21 protein-coding genes, 1 tRNA gene and 1 pseudogene are annotated in these 26,372 nt (G+C 40.7%); 6 read left to right on the top strand and 17 right to left on the bottom strand.

The annotated features are described in order from the left end of the window. The first annotated feature begins 75 nt into the window (after positions 1–75). Positions 76–330, top strand: a complete 255-nt coding sequence (gene csrA / locus FTU35_RS03910; RefSeq protein ID WP_004971589.1) for a carbon storage regulator CsrA — start codon at positions 76–78, stop codon at positions 328–330. A 156-nt stretch (positions 331–486) separates the two neighbouring features. Here the strand turns inward: csrA and rnhB are convergent, their stop codons facing one another. Both rnhB and FTU35_RS03920 read right to left on the bottom strand, forming a co-directional pair. After that, complete coding sequence (rnhB, locus tag FTU35_RS03915) at positions 487–1,068, bottom strand: ribonuclease HII (protein ID WP_004971591.1); 582 nt, start codon at positions 1,066–1,068, stop codon at positions 487–489. 93 nt (positions 1,069–1,161) lie between these two features. Next, positions 1,162–1,548, bottom strand: coding sequence for a hypothetical protein (locus FTU35_RS03920; RefSeq protein WP_004971594.1), 387 nt, complete (start codon positions 1,546–1,548; stop codon positions 1,162–1,164). A 382-nt stretch (positions 1,549–1,930) separates the two neighbouring features. Between FTU35_RS03920 and FTU35_RS03925 the strand changes: the two genes are divergently transcribed. Beyond that, positions 1,931–2,494 carry a cytochrome b gene (locus FTU35_RS03925; protein ID WP_179991202.1) on the top strand — a complete coding sequence of 188 codons (564 nt, stop codon included), beginning with the start codon at positions 1,931–1,933 and terminating at the stop codon, positions 2,492–2,494. A 105-nt stretch (positions 2,495–2,599) separates the two neighbouring features. Here the strand turns inward: FTU35_RS03925 and FTU35_RS03930 are convergent, their stop codons facing one another. The 11 genes and pseudogenes from FTU35_RS03930 to efp all read right to left on the bottom strand — a co-directional run bounded on the left by FTU35_RS03930 (position 2,600) and on the right by efp (position 13,924). Next, positions 2,600–3,601, bottom strand: coding sequence for an adenosine deaminase (locus FTU35_RS03930; protein WP_096901064.1), 1,002 nt, complete (start codon positions 3,599–3,601; stop codon positions 2,600–2,602). Between the two features lie 99 nt (positions 3,602–3,700). Continuing rightward, positions 3,701–5,023 (bottom strand): NCS2 family permease, encoded by a 1,323-nt coding sequence (locus tag FTU35_RS03935; RefSeq protein ID WP_096901065.1) that lies wholly within the window; start codon positions 5,021–5,023, stop codon positions 3,701–3,703. 417 nt (positions 5,024–5,440) lie between these two features. Then, positions 5,441–5,620, bottom strand: a complete 180-nt coding sequence (locus FTU35_RS03940) for a hypothetical protein (RefSeq protein WP_180064512.1) — start codon at positions 5,618–5,620, stop codon at positions 5,441–5,443. A gap of 116 nt (positions 5,621–5,736) precedes the next feature. Next, positions 5,737–6,273, bottom strand: a pseudogene (locus FTU35_RS03945) (ABC transporter permease); the annotation flags it as partial. Between the two features lie 225 nt (positions 6,274–6,498). Then, a tRNA-Val gene (locus FTU35_RS03950) sits at positions 6,499–6,575 on the bottom strand. A gap of 32 nt (positions 6,576–6,607) precedes the next feature. Then, positions 6,608–8,635, bottom strand: coding sequence for a DUF3488 and transglutaminase-like domain-containing protein (locus tag FTU35_RS03955; protein ID WP_180064513.1), 2,028 nt, complete (start codon positions 8,633–8,635; stop codon positions 6,608–6,610). 5 nt (positions 8,636–8,640) lie between these two features. Then, complete coding sequence (locus FTU35_RS03960) at positions 8,641–9,549, bottom strand: DUF58 domain-containing protein (RefSeq protein WP_154320866.1); 909 nt, start codon at positions 9,547–9,549, stop codon at positions 8,641–8,643. A gap of 7 nt (positions 9,550–9,556) precedes the next feature. After that, positions 9,557–10,516 carry a MoxR family ATPase gene (locus FTU35_RS03965; RefSeq protein WP_096901148.1) on the bottom strand — a complete coding sequence of 320 codons (960 nt, stop codon included), beginning with the start codon at positions 10,514–10,516 and terminating at the stop codon, positions 9,557–9,559. Positions 10,517–10,672: 156 nt separating this feature from the next. After that, positions 10,673–10,978 (bottom strand): YbdD/YjiX family protein, encoded by a 306-nt coding sequence (locus FTU35_RS03970; protein WP_171324790.1) that lies wholly within the window; start codon positions 10,976–10,978, stop codon positions 10,673–10,675. 10 nt (positions 10,979–10,988) lie between these two features. Next, positions 10,989–13,088 carry a carbon starvation CstA family protein gene (locus tag FTU35_RS03975; protein ID WP_180064514.1) on the bottom strand — a complete coding sequence of 700 codons (2,100 nt, stop codon included), beginning with the start codon at positions 13,086–13,088 and terminating at the stop codon, positions 10,989–10,991. Positions 13,089–13,354: 266 nt separating this feature from the next. Next, positions 13,355–13,924, bottom strand: coding sequence for an elongation factor P (gene efp / locus FTU35_RS03980; RefSeq protein ID WP_004971615.1), 570 nt, complete (start codon positions 13,922–13,924; stop codon positions 13,355–13,357). Between the two features lie 312 nt (positions 13,925–14,236). On the opposite strand from efp, the gene epmB reads away from it, so the two are divergent. From epmB to FTU35_RS03995, 3 genes are read left to right on the top strand one after another with little or no spacing between them, the layout of a single operon-like run. Further along, a complete protein-coding gene (epmB, locus tag FTU35_RS03985; protein WP_096901068.1) occupies positions 14,237–15,253 on the top strand; it encodes an EF-P beta-lysylation protein EpmB in 1,017 nt (338 codons plus the stop codon). Positions 15,254–15,267: 14 nt separating this feature from the next. Further along, positions 15,268–17,013, top strand: a complete 1,746-nt coding sequence (locus tag FTU35_RS03990) for a GTPase (protein ID WP_096901069.1) — start codon at positions 15,268–15,270, stop codon at positions 17,011–17,013. Beyond that, positions 16,995–19,118: an EAL domain-containing protein gene (locus FTU35_RS03995; protein ID WP_180064515.1), complete on the top strand. Its 2,124-nt coding sequence runs from the start codon at positions 16,995–16,997 to the stop codon at positions 19,116–19,118. Before FTU35_RS03990 ends, FTU35_RS03995 begins: the two co-directional genes overlap by 19 nt. Before the next feature lie 86 nt (positions 19,119–19,204). Here the strand turns inward: FTU35_RS03995 and rpmE are convergent, their stop codons facing one another. From rpmE to FTU35_RS04015, 4 genes are all read right to left on the bottom strand, one after another. After that, positions 19,205–19,429: a 50S ribosomal protein L31 gene (gene rpmE / locus FTU35_RS04000; protein WP_004971624.1), complete on the bottom strand. Its 225-nt coding sequence runs from the start codon at positions 19,427–19,429 to the stop codon at positions 19,205–19,207. 203 nt (positions 19,430–19,632) lie between these two features. Then, the gene (locus tag FTU35_RS04005) at positions 19,633–20,631 is read right to left on the bottom strand and encodes a bile acid:sodium symporter family protein (RefSeq protein ID WP_171062555.1); all 999 of its coding nucleotides are present in this window, start codon (positions 20,629–20,631) and stop codon (positions 19,633–19,635) included. Between the two features lie 190 nt (positions 20,632–20,821). Next, complete coding sequence (gloA, locus tag FTU35_RS04010; RefSeq protein WP_179991207.1) at positions 20,822–21,223, bottom strand: lactoylglutathione lyase; 402 nt, start codon at positions 21,221–21,223, stop codon at positions 20,822–20,824. A gap of 1 nt (position 21,224) precedes the next feature. Beyond that, positions 21,225–23,423, bottom strand: a complete 2,199-nt coding sequence (locus FTU35_RS04015; protein WP_180064516.1) for an MFS transporter — start codon at positions 23,421–23,423, stop codon at positions 21,225–21,227. Positions 23,424–23,617: 194 nt separating this feature from the next. Here FTU35_RS04015 and FTU35_RS04020 point away from each other — a divergent pair, with 194 nt between their 5' ends. After that, complete coding sequence (locus FTU35_RS04020) at positions 23,618–26,311, top strand: Lon protease family protein (protein WP_167845918.1); 2,694 nt, start codon at positions 23,618–23,620, stop codon at positions 26,309–26,311. The last annotated feature ends 61 nt before the right edge of the window (positions 26,312–26,372 follow it).

A 26,372-nucleotide genomic window follows, 5' to 3' on the forward strand; every position in this document is an offset into this window, starting at 1 on the left:
TGGTTTTTATTTGGTTGTGACTTTTAAATTGCTTTAAAAATCAATGCAGGTTTAGCATTTTGCAAGGAGATAAACATGCTGATTCTGACCCGACGTGTCGGAGAAACATTAATGATTGGGGACCAAGTCAGCGTGACTGTGCTTGGTGTCAAAGGTAACCAAGTTCGTATTGGTGTAAATGCCCCGAAAGAAGTATCGGTTCATCGTGAAGAAATCTATCAACGTATTCAACACGAGCGTGCCATGCATGAGCATTTGCAACATTTAGATCAAGATTATCAACCTTCATTTGAAGAAGATAACTACTCGCAAAATGACTTTAATCGTTAAACGATTAAGGTAATTGAATATAAAGCGGCTCATTTGCCGCTTTAAATTTTTCTGCTGAATGCTTTTTAAAAACTCGCATCATTTCAGAGTTGCTCGCTGATTCGAAGCATGTAAAGACTATTTTACAGGCAACTCAGCACAAGTTTTGCATGAAAATTACTGTGAGTTTTCCATTAATTCTAAAGCTTTACGCACAGGTGCAAAACTACGTCGATGTGCCGCAATCACGCCATGCTGTGCAATGGCTTCAAAATGTGCTTTGGTTGGATAACCTTTATGTTTGGCAAAACCAAATTGTGGAAATGCTTGATCAAGCAATACCATTTCACGGTCACGCGCCACTTTAGCTAAAATACTGGCTGCCGAAATCTCTGCATGTAATGCATCTCCCCCAACAACGGCATCACAAGACATCGCTAAACCCTGCGGAATTTTATTGCCATCGACTAAGACATGCTCAGGTTGAATAGATAAGGCTTCCACCGCACGACGCATCGCCAATAACGACGCTTGCAAAATATTCAGTTCATCAATTTCGGCTGCAGATGCTTCTGCAATTGCCCAAGCCAAAGCCTTTTCCTGAATTTCAACAAATAACTTTTCACGCTTTTTTTCTGTCAGTTTTTTAGAATCATTTAAACCTTCAATCGGGTTATTCGGATCTAAAATAACTGCCGCAGCGACAACAGAACCCACTAAAGGCCCACGCCCTGCTTCATCTACACCTGCAATTTTCATCATCTTTTTCCAGAAAAAATAGGCTGAAATCTTCAGCCTATCTTACGATGCGAATCAACACGCACCATCTTTAATTTTACAGAATCAGTAAACTTATCTTACTGCTTCTGCCACACATGCATTAATGGTTCTTGATACTGCATTGCTCACAATCGTTGCACGTGCAGCAGGGTCAATTGCTGCAGTGGCTAAATCTACTGCAGTCACGTTTTGTGGTGCTTTTTCACTGACACAACCACAAATTTCCGCTTGAACATTTTGCTTTTGCGTTGGTGTCATAACACGTGTCGCAGTGTGCCATGCAGGAATGTTGTTTAATTCAGTCACACACTTGGCATTAATTGCAATTTTAATCGCCGCCATACCCAATTGTTGAGTTGCTGTCGGTGCAGTTGTCGTTCCTGTAGTAGTACCTGTAGTGGTGGTACATGCAGATAAAACCAAAGCGATAGGTGCCAATACAGCGAGTAGTTTTTTCATGGATATTTCCTGTATTTAATATTCAAGTCATTTGGGTGAAACAATGCCGCTATTGTGCCTAAACTTGTTTGGCGAAGGAATAGCTTTTTGCAATTTCTACATTCAAGTGCTTAGGCTAGAGGCTGTTGATAATTCTTCTATGTTTGCGACATGAGAGATATATCTCGCAACGTTTTTTAGCCGATATAAAGCATGAGGCAGGAAATTAGTCATTCTAAATGACTGACTCATAACGCAATAGCAGCAAAAAATATGCTCGTTCCCTCAAGAACGCTATTTTTTTGCAGCGTCGCAGATTTTCAACACTCCGTTGCAGGTGGATACTTTTTTCGCTACATGCTGTTGTTTAGCATGCAAGCACACTATTCGCCTGAAATACAACATGAACAGTTCCACTTCATATTACACCCGTACCGCACAAGTTTTACATTGGCTCATGGCGATTATTTTTATTGCCGCATGGGCAATCGGTTTTTTTAGTGGCAACTTTTTAAGCTATGAAGCCGATGGCAGCTTCAAAGGTGATGTGATTACCCTGCATAAAAATGTCGCCACACCAATTATATTTTTATTGGTAATTCGTTTATTTTGGCGTTATACCCACCCTGCACCGCAACTGCCTAACAGCATGTCACCGTTGATGAAAACATTAGCGCATTTAGGGCATTTAGGGCATCTAGGGCTGTATTTTATGCTGATTGCGATTCCAATTACGGGCTGTTTGTTTAGCTGGAGCGTGGGTAAACCTGTGCCTGTGCTGTATTTATTTGAAATTCCAGCCTTGGTGGATAAGAACCCCGAACTATTAGCAATTGTTAAACCTGTGCATACTTATTTGTCATGGTTTGCAGGGGCAATGGTGGTTGGGCATATGCTTGCAGCACTTAAACATCACTTTATAGATAAAGACGATGTATTGCGTAGTATGACGCAACAAGGTAAATAATTTTTAAAGCTTGAGTTTAAAGCGATTCAAATCGTTCTCCCACAAAAAAGCAGCTTAAATTAAGCTGCTTTTTTGTAGTCTAAGCTAATCTAAATTCAGTTTAACTCATCCCAATGCTTGAATTTGCTCAATCCATTTTTGCTTTTCTTCAGCCGAAATAAATGAAGCTTCAAAAGAATTAACCGCCAATTGTTTTAATTCAGCATTGCTTAAATCTAAAGCTTGGCTAATAGCAACAAAGTTATCATTCATATAACCACCAAAATAAGATGGATCATCTGAATTAACTGTCACTTTAACACCCTGCTGCAATAAACGGCGGATGTTGTGCTGTGCCATATCATCCACTACGCATAGCTTTAAATTACTCAATGGACAGACCGTGAGCGGCATTTTCTCTGCAATTAGACGTTGCATTAATACAGGATCTTCTTCAGAACGCACACCATGATCAATACGGTTTACTTTCAGTAAATCTAATGCTTCCCAAACATATTCGGCTGGCCCTTCTTCGCCTGCATGTGCCACGACTAAAAAGCCTGCTTCACGTGCTTTGGCAAAGACACGTTCAAACTTTGAAGGTGGATGTCCAACTTCGCTTGAGTCCAAACCCACTGCGATAATTTGATCTTTATAAGGCAAAGCCTGTTCAAGTGTGGCAAATGCTGCATCTTCGCTTAAATGACGCAAGAAACACATAATTAAATTTGAACTGATGCCTAATTTTGTTTGCGCATCATCACAAGCACGTTGTAAGCCATTAATCACGGTTGCAAATGCCACACCACGCTCGGTATGGGTTTGCGGATCAAAAAACATTTCGGTATGTACCACACGGTCTTCAACACATTTTTCAAAATATGCCCAAGCCAAATCGTAAAAATCTTGCTCATGCACCAACACTTGTGCGCCTGCATAATAAATATCTAAAAAAGACTGCAAGTTATGAAAGTTATAGGCTTGTTTGACTTCTTCTACGGACTGATAAGGGATGTCTATTTGGTTGCGCTGCGCAATGGCAAACATCAATTCAGGTTCAAAAGTACCTTCAATATGCACATGCAATTCTGCTTTAGGTAATGCACAGATTAGCTCAAGTTGATTCATGTTCTGTCCTTTTTGCTATTTTATGGGAGAATTTTAAAAAATTGATCAAAATAAAAAAGGGTGCAAACTGAGTTTACACCCCTTTTCAGTTTAAGAATATTAACCGCCAAACATGGCAAATTTTAATGCCCAAAGTGCAGCAATAATCCACACCATATAAGGTACAGACTTGGCTTTGCCAGTGAGTAGTTTAATCAGCGCATAGCTAATAAAGCCCATAGCGATGCCATCGGCAATAGAATAAGTAAATGGCATGAACACGACTGTTAAGAATGCAGGCACGGCTTCGGTGATGTCATCCCAATCAATATGCACAATGCCTTGAATCATCAACACACCCACAAATAACAAGGCAGGTGCAGTCGCAAAACCTGGTACCGATTGCGCAAGTGGTGCCAAGAACAAACAGGCAATAAACAACAAGCCAACAATCACTGCGGTTAAGCCTGTACGACCACCCGCTGCAACACCTGCAGATGATTCAATATACGGCGTTGTTGAAGATGTACCCAATGCCGCACCTGCAACAATTGCAGAAGAATCGGCAAAAAGTGCTTTTTTCAAACGGGGTAATTTACCATCTTGCAACAAGCCTGCACGGTGTGAAACACCCACTAAAGTACCTGTAGAGTCGAATAAATCGACTAAGAAAAATACGAAAATTACGCCAATTAAACTTGCTGTAAATAGACCTTCAAAGTCCATTTGCATAAAAGTAGGTGCAATAGATGGAATTTCACCAACCACACCTTTAAATTCGCTTAAACCTAAAGCTGTTGAAATAGCAGTCAGCACCAAAATACTGATGATAATTGCACCACGTACTTTAAAGTGATGCATTACTACAACCATTAAAAAGCCAAGTAGCGCTAACAGTACTGATGGTTGTTTTAAGTCACCCAAGCCCACCAAAGTCGCAGGATTATCAACAATAACACCTGCATTTTTTAGGGCGATTAAAGCTAGGAATAAACCAATACCACCGCCAATGGCTAGTTTTAATGACATGGGAATGGCATTAACAATGGCTTCACGGATTTTAAACATGCTAATGGCAATGAAAATAATCCCTGATACAAAAACTGCAGCCAAAGCCGTTTGCCAAGGCACACCCATGCCTAAACAAACCGAGTAAGTGAAATAGGCGTTTAGCCCCATGCCTGGTGCGAGTGCGATTGGGTAATTGGCAACAATTCCCATCACCAAGCAGCCAATAGCTGCGGCTAAACAGGTGGCGACAAAGACAGCTCCATGATCCATTCCTGTTTCAGATAAAATCATTGGATTGACAATAATGATGTAACACATGGTTAAGAAGGTGGTTACACCCGCCAAAATCTCGGTACGGAATGTGGTCTTGTTTTCGCTTAATTTGAATAAGCGCTCAAGCATTCCCGCTGAGGATGGATTAGGAGTCGTCATGACCTAGCCCCTGTAAATAAACTGAATTTGCAGTATGACTGAATTTTAAGTCAGCACTTAAAAGCCTGTGTTAGTTGCAACAATAGATTTGCCCAATAAGCATGTGAAATTACACAAAAGAGATAAACTTAATTCACAATCAAGCATTTGATTTTATCAAAATCAAAATTTCGGAATGCTAAATAAAAAAGCCGCATAAATTTTATGCAGCTTTGTTCATCTTTTTTTACTTCAACCACTCTCAAAAGTAATGCAATTGAGTTGTGATGAAGCAGTTTCAATTGGCAAATTATACCATAGGGATTTTTTAAAAATTCTAGTTTTTTGAATTAAAGATAAAATTTTACGATAAAGTGAAGCACACAAAAGTGTGATGAATAAAGCAATTACCACACAACATGTTAGAGATTTCTACGCTTATTCTGTGACTTGCAAAATCTGTGGTGTAGCCGCTTCTGTTTTTTCTAGCGATAAATTTGCAGATTCAGTCAAAACTTGGTTCAGTTCTGTCTGCTTTCGCGTTTCCTCTTCCAAGTAAACGAGATAACCTAATAAAACGACCAACACCACCAAAACTGGTACAAGAATGTGTTTCATGTCATTTACTTTTATTGAACAATTTTCATACATATTAGCAAAAATTATGCCTAGTGTAACTTTTAATACACCTTAATCAAAATTTTTGCTTCAACCATCAAACTTAATTCATCACATTAAGCCATTGTATGGATGGTATTTTTAAAGCGTTTCCAAGATACATAGAAAAAAATTGTTGCAATTGCGATTAGCCATAGAAACGAAGGCCAGACCACATCCAATCCTGCATTTCGGTATAAAATTGCTTGAGCCAATGTTACAAAATGCGTTGTCGGTGCAATCAGCATGATATTTTGAATGATTTCTGGCATGCTTTCTCTTGGTGTACTTGCCCCAGACAGCATTTGCAAGGGAATCAAAATAAGCATCATCAGCAAACCAAATTGCGGCATCGATTTAGACACGGTTGCCATGTATATACCCATTGAGGTTGTTGCAAATAAGGTCAGCAAGGCTCCAAAGAAAAACAACAACAAACCTCCTTCTATGGGTACCTGCAATGCCCCCTGCACCACTACTTTTAAGCCTAAAAAAGCTGCTAAAAGCACCACAAGGCTCATCGATAAAACCTTTGCCAGCATAATTTCAAAAACCGTGACTGGCATAACCATTAAATGCTCAATGGTGCCATGTTCTCGCTCACGAATCAGTGCACAAATGAAATGTGGAAAGAGGCTTCAAAGCTCTAGTGCAAAATAAAAACCAATTAGTGCAAAATAAGCCGAAAACTTACATGTGTACACCACTGTGTACATATTTTTAAACTATAAGCGAATTTATGTATCTTTTAGAAAAGCAATAAAAAAGCCCTAAATCGTTATAATTCAGAGCTTTATTACTTATATGAAGTTATGTAACAACATATAATTTTAATGTATTGGTAGGCATATCCAGACTCGAACTGGAGACCTCTACGATGTCAACGTAGCGCTCTAACCAACTGAGCTATACGCCTAAAGTGCTTCGCATCATATTCAGTTTTGATTTTTAAGACAAGTCCTTTCTGTGTTTTTTCAACACATCCGAGCAAGTTTTAAGCAAATCAAAAAACACCTGCTCTGAAACACGGTCATGTTCAGGCGCATAAGAATATTGTTGATAGCACACGCCTAAACGCTTAAATGCCTCTTGTTCATTTGCATCTACCTGCGCTGCTAAACGCTGCATCCACACACTCACTGTTTCTGCATCCTGTTTTTGCAACTGAGCAGGCAATCTTTTAGAAAATTTGTCTAAGGCACGATTTATGCGAGAACCTTGCTGACGTTTTTTCCAAAAAATCCAGCCAAAATACCCTGCTAAGATCATGAGAATACTTGAAACCAACACCGCTGCCAAAGCATAGTTTGAGTGCAGCCCTAAGCGTCCAAACCAGTGACGCTGTGACTCGGCATCATAACCCACGACCTTGCTTTGCCATTGATAACTTGCATAATCACTCCACACCCGTAAAGAACGAATAAAATTAGAATGTTGGTATTGCCACATTTGTGTGTCAGCACCCAAAACGGCCCGATCATCTGCCATTAGGTTTTGCATACCATCATCTATACGTTGAGGTGCAATGATGGCTGTCGGGTCTATGCGTACCCATTGTTGATTGAGCAACACTTCTGTCCAAGCATGTGCATCTTGCTGTCGTACTTCCCAGCTTTGTCCATCGGGTGCAAGTTCCCCACCCTGATAGCCCACGACTACATGCGCTGGAATCCCGACATAACGCATCAATAAGGCAAAACTTGAGGCATAATGTTCACAAAAACCTTGCTTACTCTGAAACAAGAATTCATCGACTCGGTTTTGTCCGAGCATTCCAGGTTTTAAGGTATAACTAAAGCCATTATTGCGATACCACTGCAATACATTCTGCACGTAGCGTTCAGGTTGTTGCTGACTTTGAGCAAACATCTGCAGGGCAAATTGCTGAGCTTTTGGGTCAGATTGCGTCTGTACCTGAACATTTAAACGCTGGCTAAAGCGTCGATAACGCTCGTTCTGTGCATCATCCCCTTGAATACGTGCGGATTCCCCAACCCACTGCAAAGCAATCGGTTGAATCCGACCATTTTGACGCTGTGGCACCATACTCCAATCACGGCGTAATACATAACCGTGTTGATTCGGTACAGATTTTTCCAGCGCCATAATCCACTGTGCACGTGGGTCTGCTGCAATATATTGATACTGAAAATCGACTTGCTCTGGCTGTAATTGTGCTGCCTGAACGGGTTGTTGATTGCTAAAATTGCTTGTCCATGTGCGACCATCATATTGATCCAGTACCATCGCCCGCCAATATAGTTTTGAACGTGGCGGCAGTTGCTGCATATTCCCCACAATACGAAATGCCAAAGCAGAAGATTGTGATAATTCGGCAATATCGCCCGGTGACATCGTGTCACTAATACCTGTCACGCCTTTGGCATCAGGAATAGGTACATGCCACAATGGCGGTAAACGTGGAAAGAATAAAAACAATAATAAAAAGAATGGCAAAGCGTATGCGATAAACTTGGCGACATTTTTAAGGTCATGCTTTGCATCTTGCCTGCTCGAATGACGCGACGCATAATCTGAAAATGCACTTTTTTGAATCCGATATAACCCAATTAAACAACTGATTAAACATAGAATAACCAACACGGTCATCCACATGCTCTGGCTGTATAAAAATGAACTGGCGCTCACAAAAAGCGCAAAATTAAATAAAATAATCAGGTCGCGCTGAGTATGACTTTCTAAAGCTTTGGCAAACAAAAAGGTGCTTAATAAGGCAACCCCTGCCTCTACACCAATCAGGCTTTTATAACTCAAATAAATGCTGGCTAAGGCACAACAGGTCAATCCATAAGTCCAAACTTTAGAAATACGCGCTGTCTTGTTTTTATAGTGAAGATACAACAGCAACAACATGAGTCCGAAAATGACACTCAATGCCACAGGGCTAAACAGCATGTGAGCAGCCAAAATTAAGATCAGGCTAAGCAGAATAGATTGCTGAATCGAATTGTGCATGATCATCAAGCCTGTGCCAAAAGAATTTTTGCCTGTTTCAACTGCCGCTCGCCTACGCCTTTTTCAAGGGTCGCATGCGGCAAAAACATCGCATAATTCAACTGTTGTTGTTCACATTGTTCAACTAAGCCCATCATCAAACTTAGTTTTTCTTCGTGGGTCGGTGCAGGCATGTGTTCATAGTGAATGTCGATACTCTGTTGATCCTGATATTGTTCAAAAACTTTGACATATAAGCCCTGACCGCGTGCCGCTTGCTTCCACGACACGGCTTGTAAGGAATCGCCCAATTGAAAATCACGCAGCTCACGAAACTCGTCTAAATCGGGTTGAAAGCTGTGTTGATGCTGTTTATTCTCTGCGCTATACATGGCGGCTTTGGGTGCCACCCACGCGGTACGTGACAAATTCAAATAAGTCCACGCACGTACCAAGCCAAAAGGATAAACCGAATAAATGTGTAAATAAGGATAATGAAACTGCCCACGTTGCGCTGCAAAAAATGTCAACACATACTGCTGCTGAGTGTCTTGAATAAGAACCTTTTCTAATTGATGATCGGCTTTAATCCATAAATAGCGTGCCTGCGCGACCTCTTGTTTGAAATGCAATTGTAATTGCAATACTTCACCTACTTGCCCAACTTCGGTGGTCACAATTTCAATCTCTAATTCATGCAGCTGCTTAAAGGTCAAATAAAAACTGATACATAAAATGGCACTGATCAAAAAGCAAAAGCCTAAAATCAGGTTATTGCCATAATTCACGCCTGCAATAAACGTGATCAAAATCAGCACTAAATACAGATAGCCCTGTTGGTAAATAAAAACCAAAATATCTTTTTGTTTTAAGGCCTTGTGTCGATCAAATTTAAAACGTGTCTTGATCCAGTTTTGCCATGCCTGCTTAAACATGCGTGTACTAACTCACTTTAACCTGTTGCATCACATACAAAGTTTCTGCCTCACTCAATCCAATACGATGTGCAGCAACTGCCACAAATACCGCTTGAATATCATCGGCAGTGACAAAACTACGTTGCTCAATTAGAGCATGTGCTTGTGCTGCTTTTTTCAATGCCAAAACACCACGGGTAGATAATCCGTGACGCGCTTTACGGGTTTCTGTGGCTAAGTCGAGTAAGTAATCTAGCGCGGTATCTGACACATAAATTTCCGTGACCAATTGCTGTAAATTTAAAATTTCTGTTTCAGTAAAAATATGGGCCAAACTGGCAATCAGCGCATGTCTGGAGTTTTGTTGCAGCAACATTTTTTCAGCAAAACGCGATGGATAACCCAAAGACAGACGCATTAAAAAACGATCAAGCTGTGATTCTGGCAGCGCATAAGTACCACTTTGAAACAGTGGATTTTGTGTGGCAATCACCCAAAAAGGTTGCGGCAAGCTATAACGCACACCATCCACCGTAACCGCGCCTTCTTCCATCGCTTCCAACAAGGCACTTTGGGTTTTAGGCGAACAACGGTTAATTTCATCTGCCAATAAAATTTGGGTAAAAATAGGGCCTTGCTTAAACTCAAATTGATGTTCTTTTTGATTAAACATATTCACGCCAATCACATCACTGGCCAGCATGTCATTGGTAAACTGAATACGCTGAAATTGCAGACCCGCCAAGTGCGATAAAGCACTCGATAAGGTGGTTTTACCTAATCCGGGTAAATCTTCAAAAAGCACATGCCCGCCTGCCAACAAACAACTTAAGGCCAATTTGGTCTGCTGTTCTTTATCTAAAATAATGGTATTAATTTCAGTCAAAAAAGCCTGAATTTTACCCGCATAAGATTCAATCTGTGCATTGAGCTGTTGCTGCGCTTGCGTCAGTTGTTGTTTTTGAACTTTTTCTGTACCCCAAATCACAGTAAATCCCCTTATCCCCAATAAAAAACGGCGCATGTTTAAACATACACCGTTTTGCTAAATTTCCAAAGAAATCCTCAAGATATTCTAAACTGCCTAAAAAGTAAGTTTTAAACAGCTCTTATCTCTATACATTTCCATGGTGATACGGGATTAACACGGACACTTTTTCAAACCACCTTTTGCCGATGGATAACGCGCATCGACACAGTAACGATAAAAAGTCTTCGGATCCATGGCTTCTAAATCTGGATGATGCTTACGCATGTGTTCCAAATAGTTCTGATAATCAGGTACACCCACCATTAAACGAAAACTTTGTTGCAAACGCTGCCATAAAGTAGCGATACGCGACCAGTTTTTCGGATTCAGAATCAAATCCTTTTGCGACATGATGGTCATTTTAATGATGTTGTAAATCACCGTTTTACCCTGTTGGGCAAATTTAAGCTTAATCATGTGCTCACTCCTAATGACCACTATTCGGCTGAATCGTTTCAGGATCACGATAAATCGCTTCAGCTTCATGTACAGTTGGTGTTGGACTTGCCAAGGCACGACGAATCACCCCAATGGCAGCGAACAACATCACAAATGCCACAATCATAAAGAAACCACATAACACGGCATTAATTTGATTGGACATGACAATGGTTTGCATTTCAGTCACTGTTTTTGCAGGTGCTAAAATTTCATTGCGTTGAATTGCAGCATTGAAACGATCTGCTTGCGCCAAGAAACCAATTTTGGGATTGTCGTGGAAAATCTTTTGCCAACCTGCAGTCATTGAAGTAATGAACAAGAAAACTGTAGGGATAATCGTCACCCAAACATATTTTTCTTTTTTCATTTTAAACAGAATCACTGTACCTAAAATGAGCGCCATCGCTGCCAAAATTTGGTTACCAATACCAAATAGAGGCCATAAGCTATTAATACCGCCTAAAGGATCGACCACGCCTTGATAGACGAAGAAGCTCCAACCAGCCACCGCAACTGCTGTGCCAAGCAAGTTACCAAAGAAGTTATGTGAATTTTTCACTGCAGGAATAACAATACCTACAGTATCTTGCACCATAAAACGGCAAGCACGTGTGCCTGCATCTACTGCAGTTAAAATAAATAAGGCTTCAAATAAAATGGCAAAGTGATACCAGAATGCCATCATTGAGCGGTTATTAAAAATCTCGGTGATGATATGTGCCATACCAATTGCAAACGTTGGCGCACCACCCGTACGTGACAGAATCGAGCTTTCACCGACTTCTTTTGCCAAAATGGTTAAAGCCTCAGGAGTCACTACAAAGCCTAAATTTCGTACCGCTTCTGCTGCACTTTCCACCGTTGTACCTAAAACTGCAGTGGGTGCATTAATGGCAAAGTACACGCCTGGGTCTAGCACCGTGGCACAAATCATTGCCATGATTGCCACGAAAGACTCCATCAACATGCCGCCATAACCAATCATCCGAATGTCTTTTTCGTTATTGACTAGTTTTGGCGTCGTACCTGAAGACACTAAGGCGTGGAAACCTGAAATCGCACCGCAGGCAATGGTAATAAATAAGAATGGGAACAATGAACCCGCAAATACTGGCCCTGTACCATCAATAAAATGGGTCACCGCAGGCATCTTCATTTCAGGCATTGCAAACACAATCCCGACAGCCAAACCCGCTATAACACCAATTTTTAAGAACGTCGATAAATAATCACGTGGCGCCAATAACAACCACACTGGCAAAACTGAAGCAATAAAACCGTAGGCAATTAAACACCACGTTAATTCTGTGCCACTTAAAGTAAATAAAGGCCCCCAGAATGGATGCTGTGCAACATTTTCACCATAAATAATACCCATCATCATCAGGACAAAACCAATAATGGAAACCTCAGCAATTTTCCCCGGACGAATAAAACGCATATAAATGCCCATGAAAATCGCAATTGGGATGGTGGCTGCAATACTAAATACGCCCCACGGACTATTGGTTAAAGCTTTCACGACAACCAAAGCGAGTACGGCAAGAATAATCACCATCACGCCCAGCGCACCCAGCATGACAATCACACCAGCAAATGAACCCAACTCTTGTTTTGCCATTTCTCCCAAAGAACGCCCATCACGACGTGTAGAAATAAACAAAACCAAAAAGTCTTGGACTGCACCTGCCAACACCACCCCGACTAAAAGCCAGATCGTGCCGGGTAAATAACCCATTTGTGCTGCAAGAATAGGCCCAACTAAAGGGCCTGCACCTGCAATCGCGGCAAAGTGGTGACCAAATAACACACTTTTATTGGTGGGCACATAATCTAAACCGTCAGCCAAACGATGTGCGGGCGTTAAGCGTCGCTCATTTAACTCAAATACTTTGGTGGCAATAAATAAACTGTAGAAGCGGTATGCAATGCTATAGACACAGACCGCAGCTAAAACTAACCAGACTGCATTGACGTGTTCGCCTCTACTGACTGCCAATATCCCAAAAGATACTGCACCCAATATAGCGACCAAAAGCCATATAATTTTTGAAGTCAGACCTGACTTCGGTTGAACTGTTTCCATGTCAATCTCTCTTCTTGTTACATTTTTTAAGCGTTACTTTTATTGTCGAGATGTAGCTTTATTTCCTAAATCCTTGGTTGATCCTGCTCCTTTTATTTTGATGTCTGCTGCCCTTACATCCATAGTGTGCGCTACCGTACACTTAAATGGAGCACCAACAGTTTCCTATACTTTTCACCTATTCTTTTACCACATAATCAAATCAACAAAAAAGGGGGATGACGCGAATCATCCCCCTCTTTTACTTATGATTTATCAATAAATCATTATGCGCGTTCTAGGTATTCACCTGTACGTGTATCTACACGAACGCTTTCTTCTTGCTGTACGAATAAAGGAACACGTACCACTGCACCTGTTTCTAATTTCGCTGGTTTACCGCCACCACCAGAAGTATCGCCACGTACACCCGGATCAGTTTCGACAATTTTTAATACCACGAAGTTTGGTGCGTTTACAGTTAAAGGCACACCGTTAAACAACATAATGGTACATTTTTCGTTTGAATCATCTTTTAACCATTTTGCAGCATCGCCCATTGCGGTTTTGTCAGCAGCAATTTGCTCAAAAGATACAGGATCCATGAAGTTCCACATTTCGCCATCGTTGTAGAGGTATTCCATTTCTACTTCTACAATGTCAGCTGCTTCTAGTGAATCACCAGACTTAAATGTTTTTTCTAAAACTTTACCAGAACGAAGGTTACGAAGTTTTACGCGGTTAAACGCTTGACCTTTACCTGGCTTTACATATTCATTTTCCATGATTGAACATGGGTTACCATCAAGCATAACCTTAAGGCCTGACTTGAAATCATTCGTAGAATAATAGGCCATGACTGGCACACTCCAAACTGACTAACTTAACTATTTATGTTACAAAGCAAATGACCAACGCAGCTTTGCGATGCTCGCCATCTTGCAACATCTTTTTTCATCGGACGTATTGTAAATGAGCAAGCCATAACGAAGCAATGAAAATCCACTACCGATCACCTCAAGATATCGGTAAAATCAGCTGTTTTGTAATGATTCTGATTCAAAGCGATTAATCATTCGCGGCATTCACGCTCAATGAACAAAGAATTCATCTACGCTAAATAGATCTGTACTTGGTTCCTTTCACCTCATATTTAAATCTTTTCTGGCATGATCAACTACCTGTACCAAGAACAAAACTGGCAATCTCAACTCAGTGACTTGATCACCGACCCACGCGAATTGTTAAATATTTTAGAGCTGTCTGAACAGCAGTTGCTGTCAGGTGCTTTACTGGCATCCAATCAGTTTAAATTGCGTATCCCGCGTGCATTTGTGGCCAAAATGCAAAAAGGCAATCCACTCGATCCTTTACTGTTACAGGTTCTGCCACATCATTTAGAACTGGAAGATCATCCTGGATTTGTGACCGACCCTTTGGGTGAGGAACAAGCCAATCAACAACCTGGAGTCTTACACAAATATAAATCACGCTTTTTGCTGACCTTGACTGGTGCTTGCGCAGTACATTGTCGTTATTGTTTCCGCAGGCACTTTCCTTATCAGGAAAATCTGCCAAAAACTGAAGACTGGGACAATATCCGTAATTACATTGAAAGCCAGCCCGATATTAATGAAGTGATTTTAAGTGGTGGCGACCCACTCACTTTGTCAAATCGTAAATTAAATATCTGGATTGAGCGTTTAGCGTCTATTCCACAAATAAAATTTTTGAGAATTCATTCACGAGTTCCGATTGTTATTCCCAACCGTGTCGATGAATCACTGATTTCCTTACTAAAAAATAGTAGGCTGCGTATTATTCTAGTGGTACACTCGAACCACGCATCAGAATTAGATGACTTTACCTGTTCGCAACTTGCCAAGTTAGTCGAACAAAACATCACCGTTCTGAATCAAGCAGTCTTATTAAATGGGGTCAATAATTCTGCTCAGGTCTTGGTCGATTTAAGCTATCGTCTTTTTGATGCGGGGGTGATGCCTTACTATTTACACGTGTTAGATAAAGTAAAAGGAGCGCATCATTTTGATTTAATGCCGCAAGACATTGATCACATCTATAAAGAGCTTTTAGCGAACTTACCCGGCTATTTAGTTCCTAAACTCGTTAGGGAAATTGCGGGCGAAAAAAACAAGACACCGCTTTTTGGGGTTTCAACTTATTGAGTTAAATAACAATCATGAATATGAATACTTCAGATCTTTTTCTAGTTCCCAGCGAACTAAAGCTGGAGCAATTGAGTTTTTGTCAAAATACGGTTAAAAGCATTCAGGCATGGGCAGCGGATTTATCCATTTTACAATTGGGTGATTCTTCCCAAGCTCTATTTAATGCACTTTTAGAAATTTCAGAACTGAAATGTCAGGAAACATTACGTTTTGACTTAATTCAAGCTATTCATCCGACACTTGAAAATGTGCTTACCAGTCTGGAAAAGCATTTTTTCAACCAAGCTTTGATTAGTAATGACCGCAACGATCATATTATTGAACTCGCGCTGTTATTACGCAGTCATTTCGCCAAAGTCTATATTAATATTTCCCGACGTAGCCACCAACAACTCACCCAACAAAAATTTTCTTTATTTGCCTTTAATTTAAAAAAGAACTTACAAACTGCACGAGTTCTATCTAGCTATTATGCTTTACAACAATTAGCTCTACTGCGCTATCAACAACACATGCTTTATAGCCACGCCTTGCCAAATCAGTGGTTAATTGCACACCAACTTTTAGATACAGCCATTCAACAACATTATTATTTAAATAATATTAATCAGTTACAAGGCACACAACATCAACTGATTAATATTGCTCAAGCCTATGCACAGCTGATTTTATTGGAAATTTTCAATACCCATCAAATTCGACCTGCAGAAATTCAAGGCTTATATCTCTGTAGCTTTGATTGGGCAAAACTGATTCAAGTTTTACCCAAAGAAACGACGCTTTCACGTTATGTGGTCGATGCAAGCAAAGATCATCCACCTATTTACAATACGCACCAAAGCCAAGGTTTTCATGCCAATATTTTTATTGCAACTCAACCCCTACTCGATCATTTAAATGAAGCTCAAGGTCGTAAAGGTGAACATTTATCACGCAATGAAAAGCTATTCTTAACCCCTGCTTTGCATTTCCACTTGCACAATATTTTGACCAATACAGCAGAACGTGTGCATGAGCGTTATGAATATTCGGCACGGATTAAAATTTGCTTTGGTTTGACTGTGGCACATTTTTATCTGTCTAATGGTAAAAACTTCAATGAAACGCTGGCTTTGGGCGATAACTACCAATTCCAGAATGAAAGCCAGTTTATCAATGCCATGCATACCAACTCTACGGTAGATATTAGCGCTGTTAAAACCTTAGACCGTGAAGCCAAACAAATTTACAATGCCGATGTTTTAGATATTAGTGTCAATGGCTATCGTATTAAATGGACGGGTGAAACACCGAAAAACCTTAAAACAGGTGAATTTATTCTGGTTCAGGAAAATAGCCAAAGTCCGTGGCGTGGTGGTGTCATTCGCTGGATTAAACAATCTGCTGAAAAAAGCTTAGAACTTGGCTTGGAAATTTTAACCCAAGATATTTACCCTTGTGCTGTTTTTGTTAAAACAGATCGGCATACAGGACATTATCATCCAGCATTATTGGTACAAAGTACGCAGGTCAATGAAGTCAATACCTCATTGATTTTGCCAAGTCTGCAATTATTACGTGACAAACAAACCGTACAGCTACGTTTAGGTGAAGAAGAACTAAAAGTGTTCTTAATTAAGCCGTTATTGATTACCCAAAGCTTTATGCGCTTTGATTTTGAGTTGTTGAATGACCAACAACAGCCTTTACTTGATGGTTTTATTCAGAAACAAGTGAATGAAGTTAAAAATCACGATTTATGGGAAGCATTAAAGTGAGAAATCCATTATTGTCTAAAAAGCTCAAACGTACCGAAACACGTTTACTCATAATCGATGACAACCAAATACGTTTTAATCAAATTTGTGAACAACTCACTGCAAATGAGCACCGTGTTCAGGCTTATCTATTAGATGACATTAAAAACTTTGAAAAACAATTACATTTAACTTGGGATTTGGTGATCTTTGGTCGTGCTTATGACCTAAAAGTCGATCAGGCACTCACTTTAATTCGTGCATCACAGCAACCAAATTTACCGCTACTTTTGCTCAAACCAGACGATTACGATGCCACGCAATACACCAGTTATGTGCGCAAAGGCATCTATGACATTATCAATTTAGATTACCCCGAACGCTTCTATTTTGGCTTAATTCGCGCACTGTCTTTTAGTCGCTTACAGCAGTCACAAGAACAACTTATGACTGAACTGGAAAATGCACAATCACAAGCTCAGGCGTTGGTCGAAGACAGTAGCAAAGCAGTAGCCATTATTCAGGAAGGAATTCATGCACAAGCCAATGCTGAATATTTACAGCTATTTGGTTTAAAAAGTGAAGATGACCTTATTGGCTTGCCATTATTGGATTTATTGCAACCGCAAGATATTACAGATTTTAAATTCCGCTTTAAGAAAGTCAGTCAAGGACAATTTGAACACGGCCGTTTTGATATTCATAGCCAAAACCCGCTTCTGGCAAAACAAAACCCGCTCAAAATTGAATTTGTTGGAGCAGCTGACGACGCCATACAAATCACCATAGATATTGAAAATACGGCGCAAAATACTGTCCCTGCTCAAACGACAGCAGACAAAGCAGCGGCAAAACCAAGCACATACCAATTGGTAAATCGCACTTTAGCCAAACAGCCTTCTAGTGCCAATGCTTTGGTGGTGTTTTCTTTGGCGAACTGTCCTGAATCAATTTTCCAAGCCGACTGGCAAACCACAAAAAATTACTTTACCAACATTCAAAATTTTTTAAAAGAACAGACCAATGTACCATTATTTAATGTGAGTAATGGTTTAGTGGTTGGTTTGTTCCAAGCAGAATCGCCTGCAATTTTAGAATCGAAACTGATTGGCTTAAATTCACTCACGAAACCGCAATTACTTACGGTAGATCAACATACTTACCCACTTAATTTGCGTATTGGTTATGTGCCATTCACTCCAGACATTCAAAATGAAAGCAGTTTTGAGCAACTGATTAGCCAAGGTTTTGCCAACGCATTACCACAACAGCAAGAACAACATAACTCAGGTTTAACCTTAGACTTGTCCTTTGGTGAATCTAACTTAAATGTAATTGAATCTGCTGCAGCTGTACCACAATCGTATAGTGAATCTGCGATTATTGCAGCGATACGTCAAAGTCTTGATCGTGGTGAAATTCATCTGAAGTATCAACAACTTTATGATAAGCAAGACACCAATTTATATACCTATGAAGTAACTAGTGGCTTTATTTTCAATAGTGAATGGAAATCACTGACAGGCTTAATAGATTTGGCTGAAGACCCAGAATTATCCATTAAACTGGATCGTTGGATTTTGGTCGAAGCTTGTAAACAATTGCACAACTTCATCACCCAATATCCTGAAGCGAAGCTGATTATCAATTTAAACAAATTTGTTTTATTACAAGACCGCAGCTTCCCTGAGTTTGTGTCTAAACTGATAACGATTATTGGTAGCCGCCTCAGCCATCCATTAATTTTGCAATTCTCTGAAGAAGACATCAGCCAAAACTTAGGTGATGCGCAGAAACAAATCAGTTTATTACGTCAGCACGGCGCTGAAATTTCTCTGCGTGATTTTGGTCATTCGATTTATAGTGAATCTATCTTGAAACAAGTCGATATTCACTACTTGACCTTGCACAGTGCACTGACTGAAAAACTGGCTGCTGATGACTCGACGCAAGAATTACAGGAAAAATTGAGCATTTATAGTGAAATTAAACCTGTAGAAGTGTTATTGCGTGACTTAAATGATATGAACCTGTTTGCGAATGCGTGGAATGTCGATGCGCGCTTTATTCAGGGTGATTATTTCCAGAAAAAACTCGATCATTTAATTGATGTGCAAGACCAATAAGGTCTTGTGCATTAGGGTCTATTTGTAGACCCTAAAATTTAAGGCACAAAAAAACGGGCAATTGCCCGTTTTTTTCGTACTGGATATTAACGTTTGATAGAACGTGACATACCAGCAAAACGTTGTTTGAACTTGTCGATACGACCGCCAGTGTCAACGTTCTTTTGCTTACCAGTGTAGAACGGGTGGCATGCAGAACATACGTCAAGATAAAGAGTTTCTTTACCAACTGCTGAACGAGTTTCGATTACGTTACCGCAAGAACAAGTTGCAACTAATTTTTCATATTTTGGGTGAATATCGGCGCGCATCGTCGATTACTCCTAAGATTTAAGAAGGCTTAAGCTGTCATCGCAATTGGTCACTCTCATTAAAAAAATGAGGACATGCTTTAAAAGCAGACCAACACCACAACAGACCATTCTTTTGGCCCACCGAGACGGATACCGTCAGAGCTAAGCACAACAAGTTGGGCAATATTATACGGAATAAAATATTTTAAAGCTAATTATTCTTAGGAATTTAATTCCTGAGGTTCAGTCGAATCGGGCTGCTTTTCGAGATAATTGGCTATCACACCGCACACCATCAACTGAATTTGATGGAAAATCATGATCGGTAAAACAATCATCCCCAACGGCTGCCCAATAAATAAAATTTGCGCCATCGGTACACCACTGGCTAAGGTTTTTTTGGAGCTACAAAAAAATGCGGCAATTTGGTCTTCACGTGCAAAACCCAACCATTGCGGCACAACCCACGCCAACCACATCACAAGGGTCAATAACACGGAACAAGCAATAATCAACAGCAATAAAGTCATACCACTAACTTGATGCCACAATCCTGCTACCACTGCCCCACTAAATGCACCATAAACCACCATCAAAATCGAACCCTGATCAAATACCTTGACCAGCTTTGGTAATTTCAACATCTGAGGAAAAACATAAGGACGTAATAACTGCCCCAAAATAAATGGCACCAATAACAATAAAGTAATTTGAATAATCGAATTTGTCGGGTCAAAACCGTGTTCAGACTGCCCTAAAATAAAGATGCCTACTAAAACTGGGGTAATAAACATCCCAATTAAATTAGAGAATGACGCACTGCAGACTGCGCTGGCAACATTGCCTTTTGCCACTGACGTAAAGGCAATTGAAGATTGCACGGTTGAAGGCAAAAAGCACATGAACAAAAAGCCCCAATACAGCTCCTGCCCGAGCATTGGCACTAGAATTGGCTTTGCCAGCAAACCTAAAATTGGGAATAACGCAAAGGTAAAAGTAAATACCAACGCATGCAATTTCCAATGCATCATGCCCTGAATGACAGCTTCACGTGATAATTTCGCCCCATGCAAAAAGAATAAGATTGCAATGGCAACTGTCGTAATCACACTAAAAACTTCGGCTGCTTGCCCTGACACAGGCACGACACTGGCGAGGATGACCATCACAAACAAAAGAATGGTAAAGCGATCCAATGCCAATAACTTCAACATAAACACATCCTGTATATTCTTTTACTGTTGCAAAAAAGCCCAGCAATTTTTACCTTTCGATAAAGGTATATTACTGAGCAATATTCAAAAAGCGAGCATTTTCAGGCGATGTTCAATATTTTCAAAATGAATACTGAACAACATTCAGTTTATTGCGCCATAAAGGTTTGGTTTTTACTGCTTCACTGATGAAGACTTAGTTATTACGTGCGTTCTGATCTTGCTGAATCAATTCAACTTTATAACCATCTGGGTCTTCAACAAAAGCAATGACAGTTACACCACCTTTCATTGGCCCTGCTTCACGTACCACATTGCCGCCGCGCACTTTAATTTCTTCACATGCTTTGTAGGCATCGTCTACCGCAATTGCAATATGACCATAACCATTGCCCAAATCATAGCTGTCTGTATCCCAGTTATGCGTCAACTCCAAAACGGTGTGATTTTCTTCATCGCCATAGCCTACAAAAGCAAGGGTAAAACGACCTTCTTCATAATCACGCTTACGCAGCAAAGTCATGCCTAAAACTTCTGTATAAAATTTTAATGATTGCTCTAAATTACCTACACGTAACATGGTATGCAGCATGCGCATGTCATTCATCCTTTTGTTCAATCGGTTTTGCTTGTATGTGTTGATGGTCACGTAACAATTTCGCCACCCACACCACTAAAATTAAAATAGGGATTCCAATTAATGTGGTCATGAGGAAAAAGTTTGGATAACCAATATTGGTCACTATAGTACCTGAATAACCACCTAAAATCTTAGGAGTCAAGGTCATGAGTGAGCTAAAAATTGCATATTGCACAGCAGTAAATGACACACTGGTTAAACTGGATAAAAATGCGATAAAAGCCGCGCCCGCTAAACCTGAAGCCAAGTTATCGACAATAATCGCAAAATATAACCATGCTGTGCTATATGGCTTAATCACCTTGCCCTGAATTTCAACCATATTGTTTGAAGATGATTGAACGATCGGCAAAGGTTGTATATCTACATCCAAAGCATTGCCTTCATGTGTGTTTAAATCGACCTGATAGGTTTGGCTGTGTTGTTGTACTGTTTGCTGTCTATTCAATAATACGGCTTGCAGTTGTTTACTTGGTGAGTCTGCCAAAAGCTGCCCTGCAATCGCTGCCGTAAAAATTCCTTGTGCATCTAGTTTTGCATCAAAATTTTGACCATCTAGCTGCAGTACAATTTTTTGCTGTTCGGTTAAGGCAGGCCCTGCATATTGCCCACGTACGACAATACTGTTGCTGGCTTCATTTTCGCTAATACGATTATCCGAAGTCAGTGGTAAAAACTGGAGTTGTGCAGTTTCAATCTCAGTTTGGTGCAAATACGGCATCGACACTAAACGTGACGGCGTATCGCCCGTTTGGTATTGCGCACGTACCTGAATTTCATCCTGTGTTGCTAAAACCTGACTAGGCACAGCCACTTTCCAATATCCAACTTCATCGGCCTGGGTTTGATATTGTTGCTGCCCCACAGAAACTTGCACATCGCTCAGTTGCTGTCCTGACTTCACCAGACCAATAAAAATAAGATTGGTGGATGATGCCAACACCGCGCCAACAAACATTAATTTCATAATGTTCATACGCTGTGCCAGTAAACCGCCCAAGAAGCCACCCACTAAACTGAAAATGACCCCATAAACCTTAACCGCTTCGGCAATTTGTTCTTTGCTAAAGTTCAAATCCTGATAGAACACATTGGAAATTACACCTGCAATAATGTCTGAAACTCGATAAAAACCAATCAAGAGTAATAACACCAGTGCCAGTTTCATGCCGTAGCGTTTAAAGAAATCTGCAACAGGATGCACCCATGTTTCAAATGCCATCTGTTTATTGACTGCGCCCAATTTGACCAAAATTGTGCCCATGCCTACAGCAGCCGCACCCGATGCAATAAAACGTAAAGCTTCTATAGAAAATAATAAAAATGCATCTTTGAGTTGGAATTGTTGTATTAAGGCTTCGGTAAAATTACCCGAAAAGACGTAGCACAATACAAAACTGAATACCGCAACAAAAAATACTGTCACCAGACGAAAATAGTCGCGTCGTTGATAATGTTTGCTGACCCGATTCACTTGCGGTTCACGAATCACCAAAGTCGTGATAATGCCAATCAGCATCACCGCAGCCATCGCCAAATAAGTAATTTTCCATGCACTATAAATATAGTTGCCTTTAGCAGTACCTAAAGATGCAGCCAAAAATAAAGCACCTGCCCCTGCAACAATCATCCCAATGCGATAGCCCGCGTTATAAGTCGATGCCAACACGGTTTGCATTTGAGTTTCAGCCAATTCGATACGGTAAGCATCAATCACAATGTCTTGCGTGGCTGCAGAAAAGCCTAGTAATACTGCACCCAATGCCATTTGATATAAATGTGCCTGCCCCAAAGCTGGGTCAGAAAATGCCATGACTGCAATTGCACAGACTATTAAACATTGAGCAATGAGCAGCCATGCCCGACGTCGCCCTAGTTTTTTGGTTAAATAGGGTACGGGTAATTCATCAATTAATGGTGCCCAGACAAATTTAAAGGAATAACCCAAGGCAGCCCAACTAAAGAAAGTGACCGCACTTTTGTCAATGCCTGCTTCGCCCAACCACAAAGATAGACTGGAAAAAATCAGTAAAATTGGAATACCTGCAGAGAAGCCCAAAAACAGCATGATCAGCGCACGACGGTCTAAAAATGCCGTAAATGCTGCTTTCCACCCTGTATTTTGTGCTGAAGTTTGCCCAGTCTGTTGTGTGGTCATTCGATTATTATTTTCTATCAAGTCAAATTGTTGTTATTCAATCGCGGAATAGCTTCTGTTTCAACAGTATTTATGAAATTATCCACAACAGCCTTGTCATTTTGTAGTAAAAATTACGGCTTAGCTTGAATTTTCCGCTTAAACCTGTATACCTTTAAACTTCTAACTGCAATATTTCGTTTTGGATTTCTACAGTGACCCAAAGACTTGATCAAATCACCCCATCAATGACAACCAACACAACAACAGCAGCGCAAGATGAACAACAACCGCTTCTCAGCTCTGCCTTTGAACAAAGCGAAATACAAACGACTTTAGAAAATACACGACTCAAAGCAACACAACTAACCCATATTCCAAATTACGATAACATTCCCGCTTCGACCCGACGCATTAAACCGCTGAATAATTTTTTAGGACAAGATCGGGCACGCGCTTCGGTGGAAGCAGGTATTTCCCTGCCATATTCTGGCTACAATATTTTTGCAGTGGGTACGGCGGGATTGGGCAAACGTACCATGGTCAAGCGTTTGCTGCAGCAACATGCCAAGAGCATGCCCACACCGAATGACTGGGTTTATGTCAATAATTTCAAACACCCGCGCCAACCGATTGCCTTGCAACTGCCTGCAGGTCAAGCGCCTAAATTTCAAAGTTTGTTACATCAAACTTGGCAAACTATTTTAAAGCAACTCGAACGTCGCTTTACCGCAGAAACCTATCACAACCGCATTGAAATGATTCGTCAGCAAGCGGGTGATGAACAGCAACAAGCCTTAATTGAGCTGACCAGTGAAGGTGAAGAACTCGATTTAAAACTGATTGCGCAGGAAGATGAACATTGCTTTGTACCCGTGCATCTGAAAAATGACAAAATGCAGGAAATGTCTAAGGAAGATATTAACGCCTTGGACAGCAAAACCCGTGCAGAAATTGCGTCCAATATTCGTTATATGAATAAAAAACTGGAGCGTTTGGGTTTGCATTTAGGCGATTTAGAAGATGACGCACGTGACAAAGTACAAGACCTGAACCGTGATATTGCCAAACAAGTGGTAATGCCACGCATTGATATTATTCAAAATAAATATCCTAGTGTCGAAGGTTTGACTGAATATTTACAATACTATGCCGAAGATATTATTAATAATGTCGAGTTTGTTTTAGAACAGGAAGAAGATGATTTCCGTCCTGGCACCTTTAGCCGTATTCCTGCGCGCTACCAAGCCAATATTATTGTGACGCACAAACCCAACAGCGGTGTACCTGTTATTTTTGAAGATTTTCCAACCCATTACAATTTATTGGGGCATGTAGAACAACTCACGCAAAACGGCACCATTACCACTGACTTCACCTTAATTCGTGCAGGTAGCTTACATAAAGCCAATGGCGGCTTTTTGATGCTCGAAGCAGAGCAGTTACTGGAACAGCCTTATGCATGGCAAGGACTGAAACGCGCTTTAAAATCGGGGCAATTGAAACTTTCATCTTTGGAACACATGCTAACTTTAACAGGCAGCATTTCAATTGAACCACAAGCCATTCCACTAAATATTAAAGTGATTTTACTGGCAGAGCCTGAAATTTATTATGAAATTTTAGAGCTAGAACCCGAACTTGGCAGCGTGTTTAAAATCCGTGCCGACTTTACCGATACATTACAACGTAATGACGAAAACGAGCAGGCATATATGCAGCTGATTGCCGACTATGTGCAATCTGACAAATTATTACCATTTGACCGTTCTGCTTTGGCAGCTTTACTTACTGACTCAAGTCGTCAAGCTGAAGATCAAAGCTCACTCTCCTTACATGCCCTCACCTTGGGGGATTTAATTCGTGAATCGCATCACCATGCGGCACAGGCGGGCGATAAAACGGTTTCCGAACAGCATATCAATACCGCACTGGATCATCGCAAATATCGCTTAGGCTATTTAAGAGAACTGTACTGGCAAGATTTATCACGCGGTACGCAGTTAATAGAAACTCGCGGACATCGTTTAGGGCAAATTAATGCCCTGTCGGTCATTCACTATGCCGATGTCGAGTTTGGCTTACCTTCGCGCTTAACCGCCTCAGTCTATCAAGGCGGCGGCGATATTTTAGATATTGAACGCAGTGTTGAACTTGGCGGTTCTTTACATGCCAAAGGCGTGTTGTTGATGGCCAGTTTCCTCAAAGCACATTTTGGCCGTGAGCAAATTTTACATTTTTCTGCTGCCCTTGCCTTTGAGCAAAGTTATGGTCAGGTTGATGGTGACAGTGCAACAGTGGCAGAGCTTTCTGCTTTGATTTCTGCAATCAGCCAACTACCTATTGACCAATCTTGGGCCATTACAGGCTCCATGAACCAACTTGGTCAAGTACAGCCAATTGGTGGCGTGAATGCAAAAATTGAAGGTTTCTTTGATGCCTGCAAACTGCAAGGTTTAACTGGCAAGCAAGGCGTGATTATTCCACGTCAAAATATGCAGCACCTTATGTTGCGTAAAGATGTGATTGAAGCGGTAGAACAAGGTCAGTTCCACATTCACGCCATTGATACCATTGACCAAGCCTTAGAAATTTTAATGGCGCGTCCTGTGGGTAAACTCACTAAAAAAGGACGTTACAGTAAAGGTTCAATTTACGCTGCAGTGATGGAACAACTTGAGTATTGGCAAGCCATTGAAGATGGTGCTGAAATTGAAGAAGAGCCAAAGAAAAAGAAAAAGTCCAAGAAAGAAAAGGACAAAAAAGACCCAGAGAAAAAGGAAAAAGCGCAAAAAGCCAAGAAAAAACAGAAATCGGCTGAACCATCTGATGCGGCAACTTCTGATGAAGTCACTGCTGAGTCGGCTGAAACTGCTGAACTTGCAACTGAAAGTACTGCGGTAAACTAAGTGCAGTGATTCAAATCAGCTATTCAAGTGAATTCCAGATATAAAAAAAGCGCCAAGGCGC

Source organism: Acinetobacter sp. YH12095, assembly GCF_013419245.1.
Classification (GTDB): domain Bacteria; phylum Pseudomonadota; class Gammaproteobacteria; order Pseudomonadales; family Moraxellaceae; genus Acinetobacter; species Acinetobacter towneri.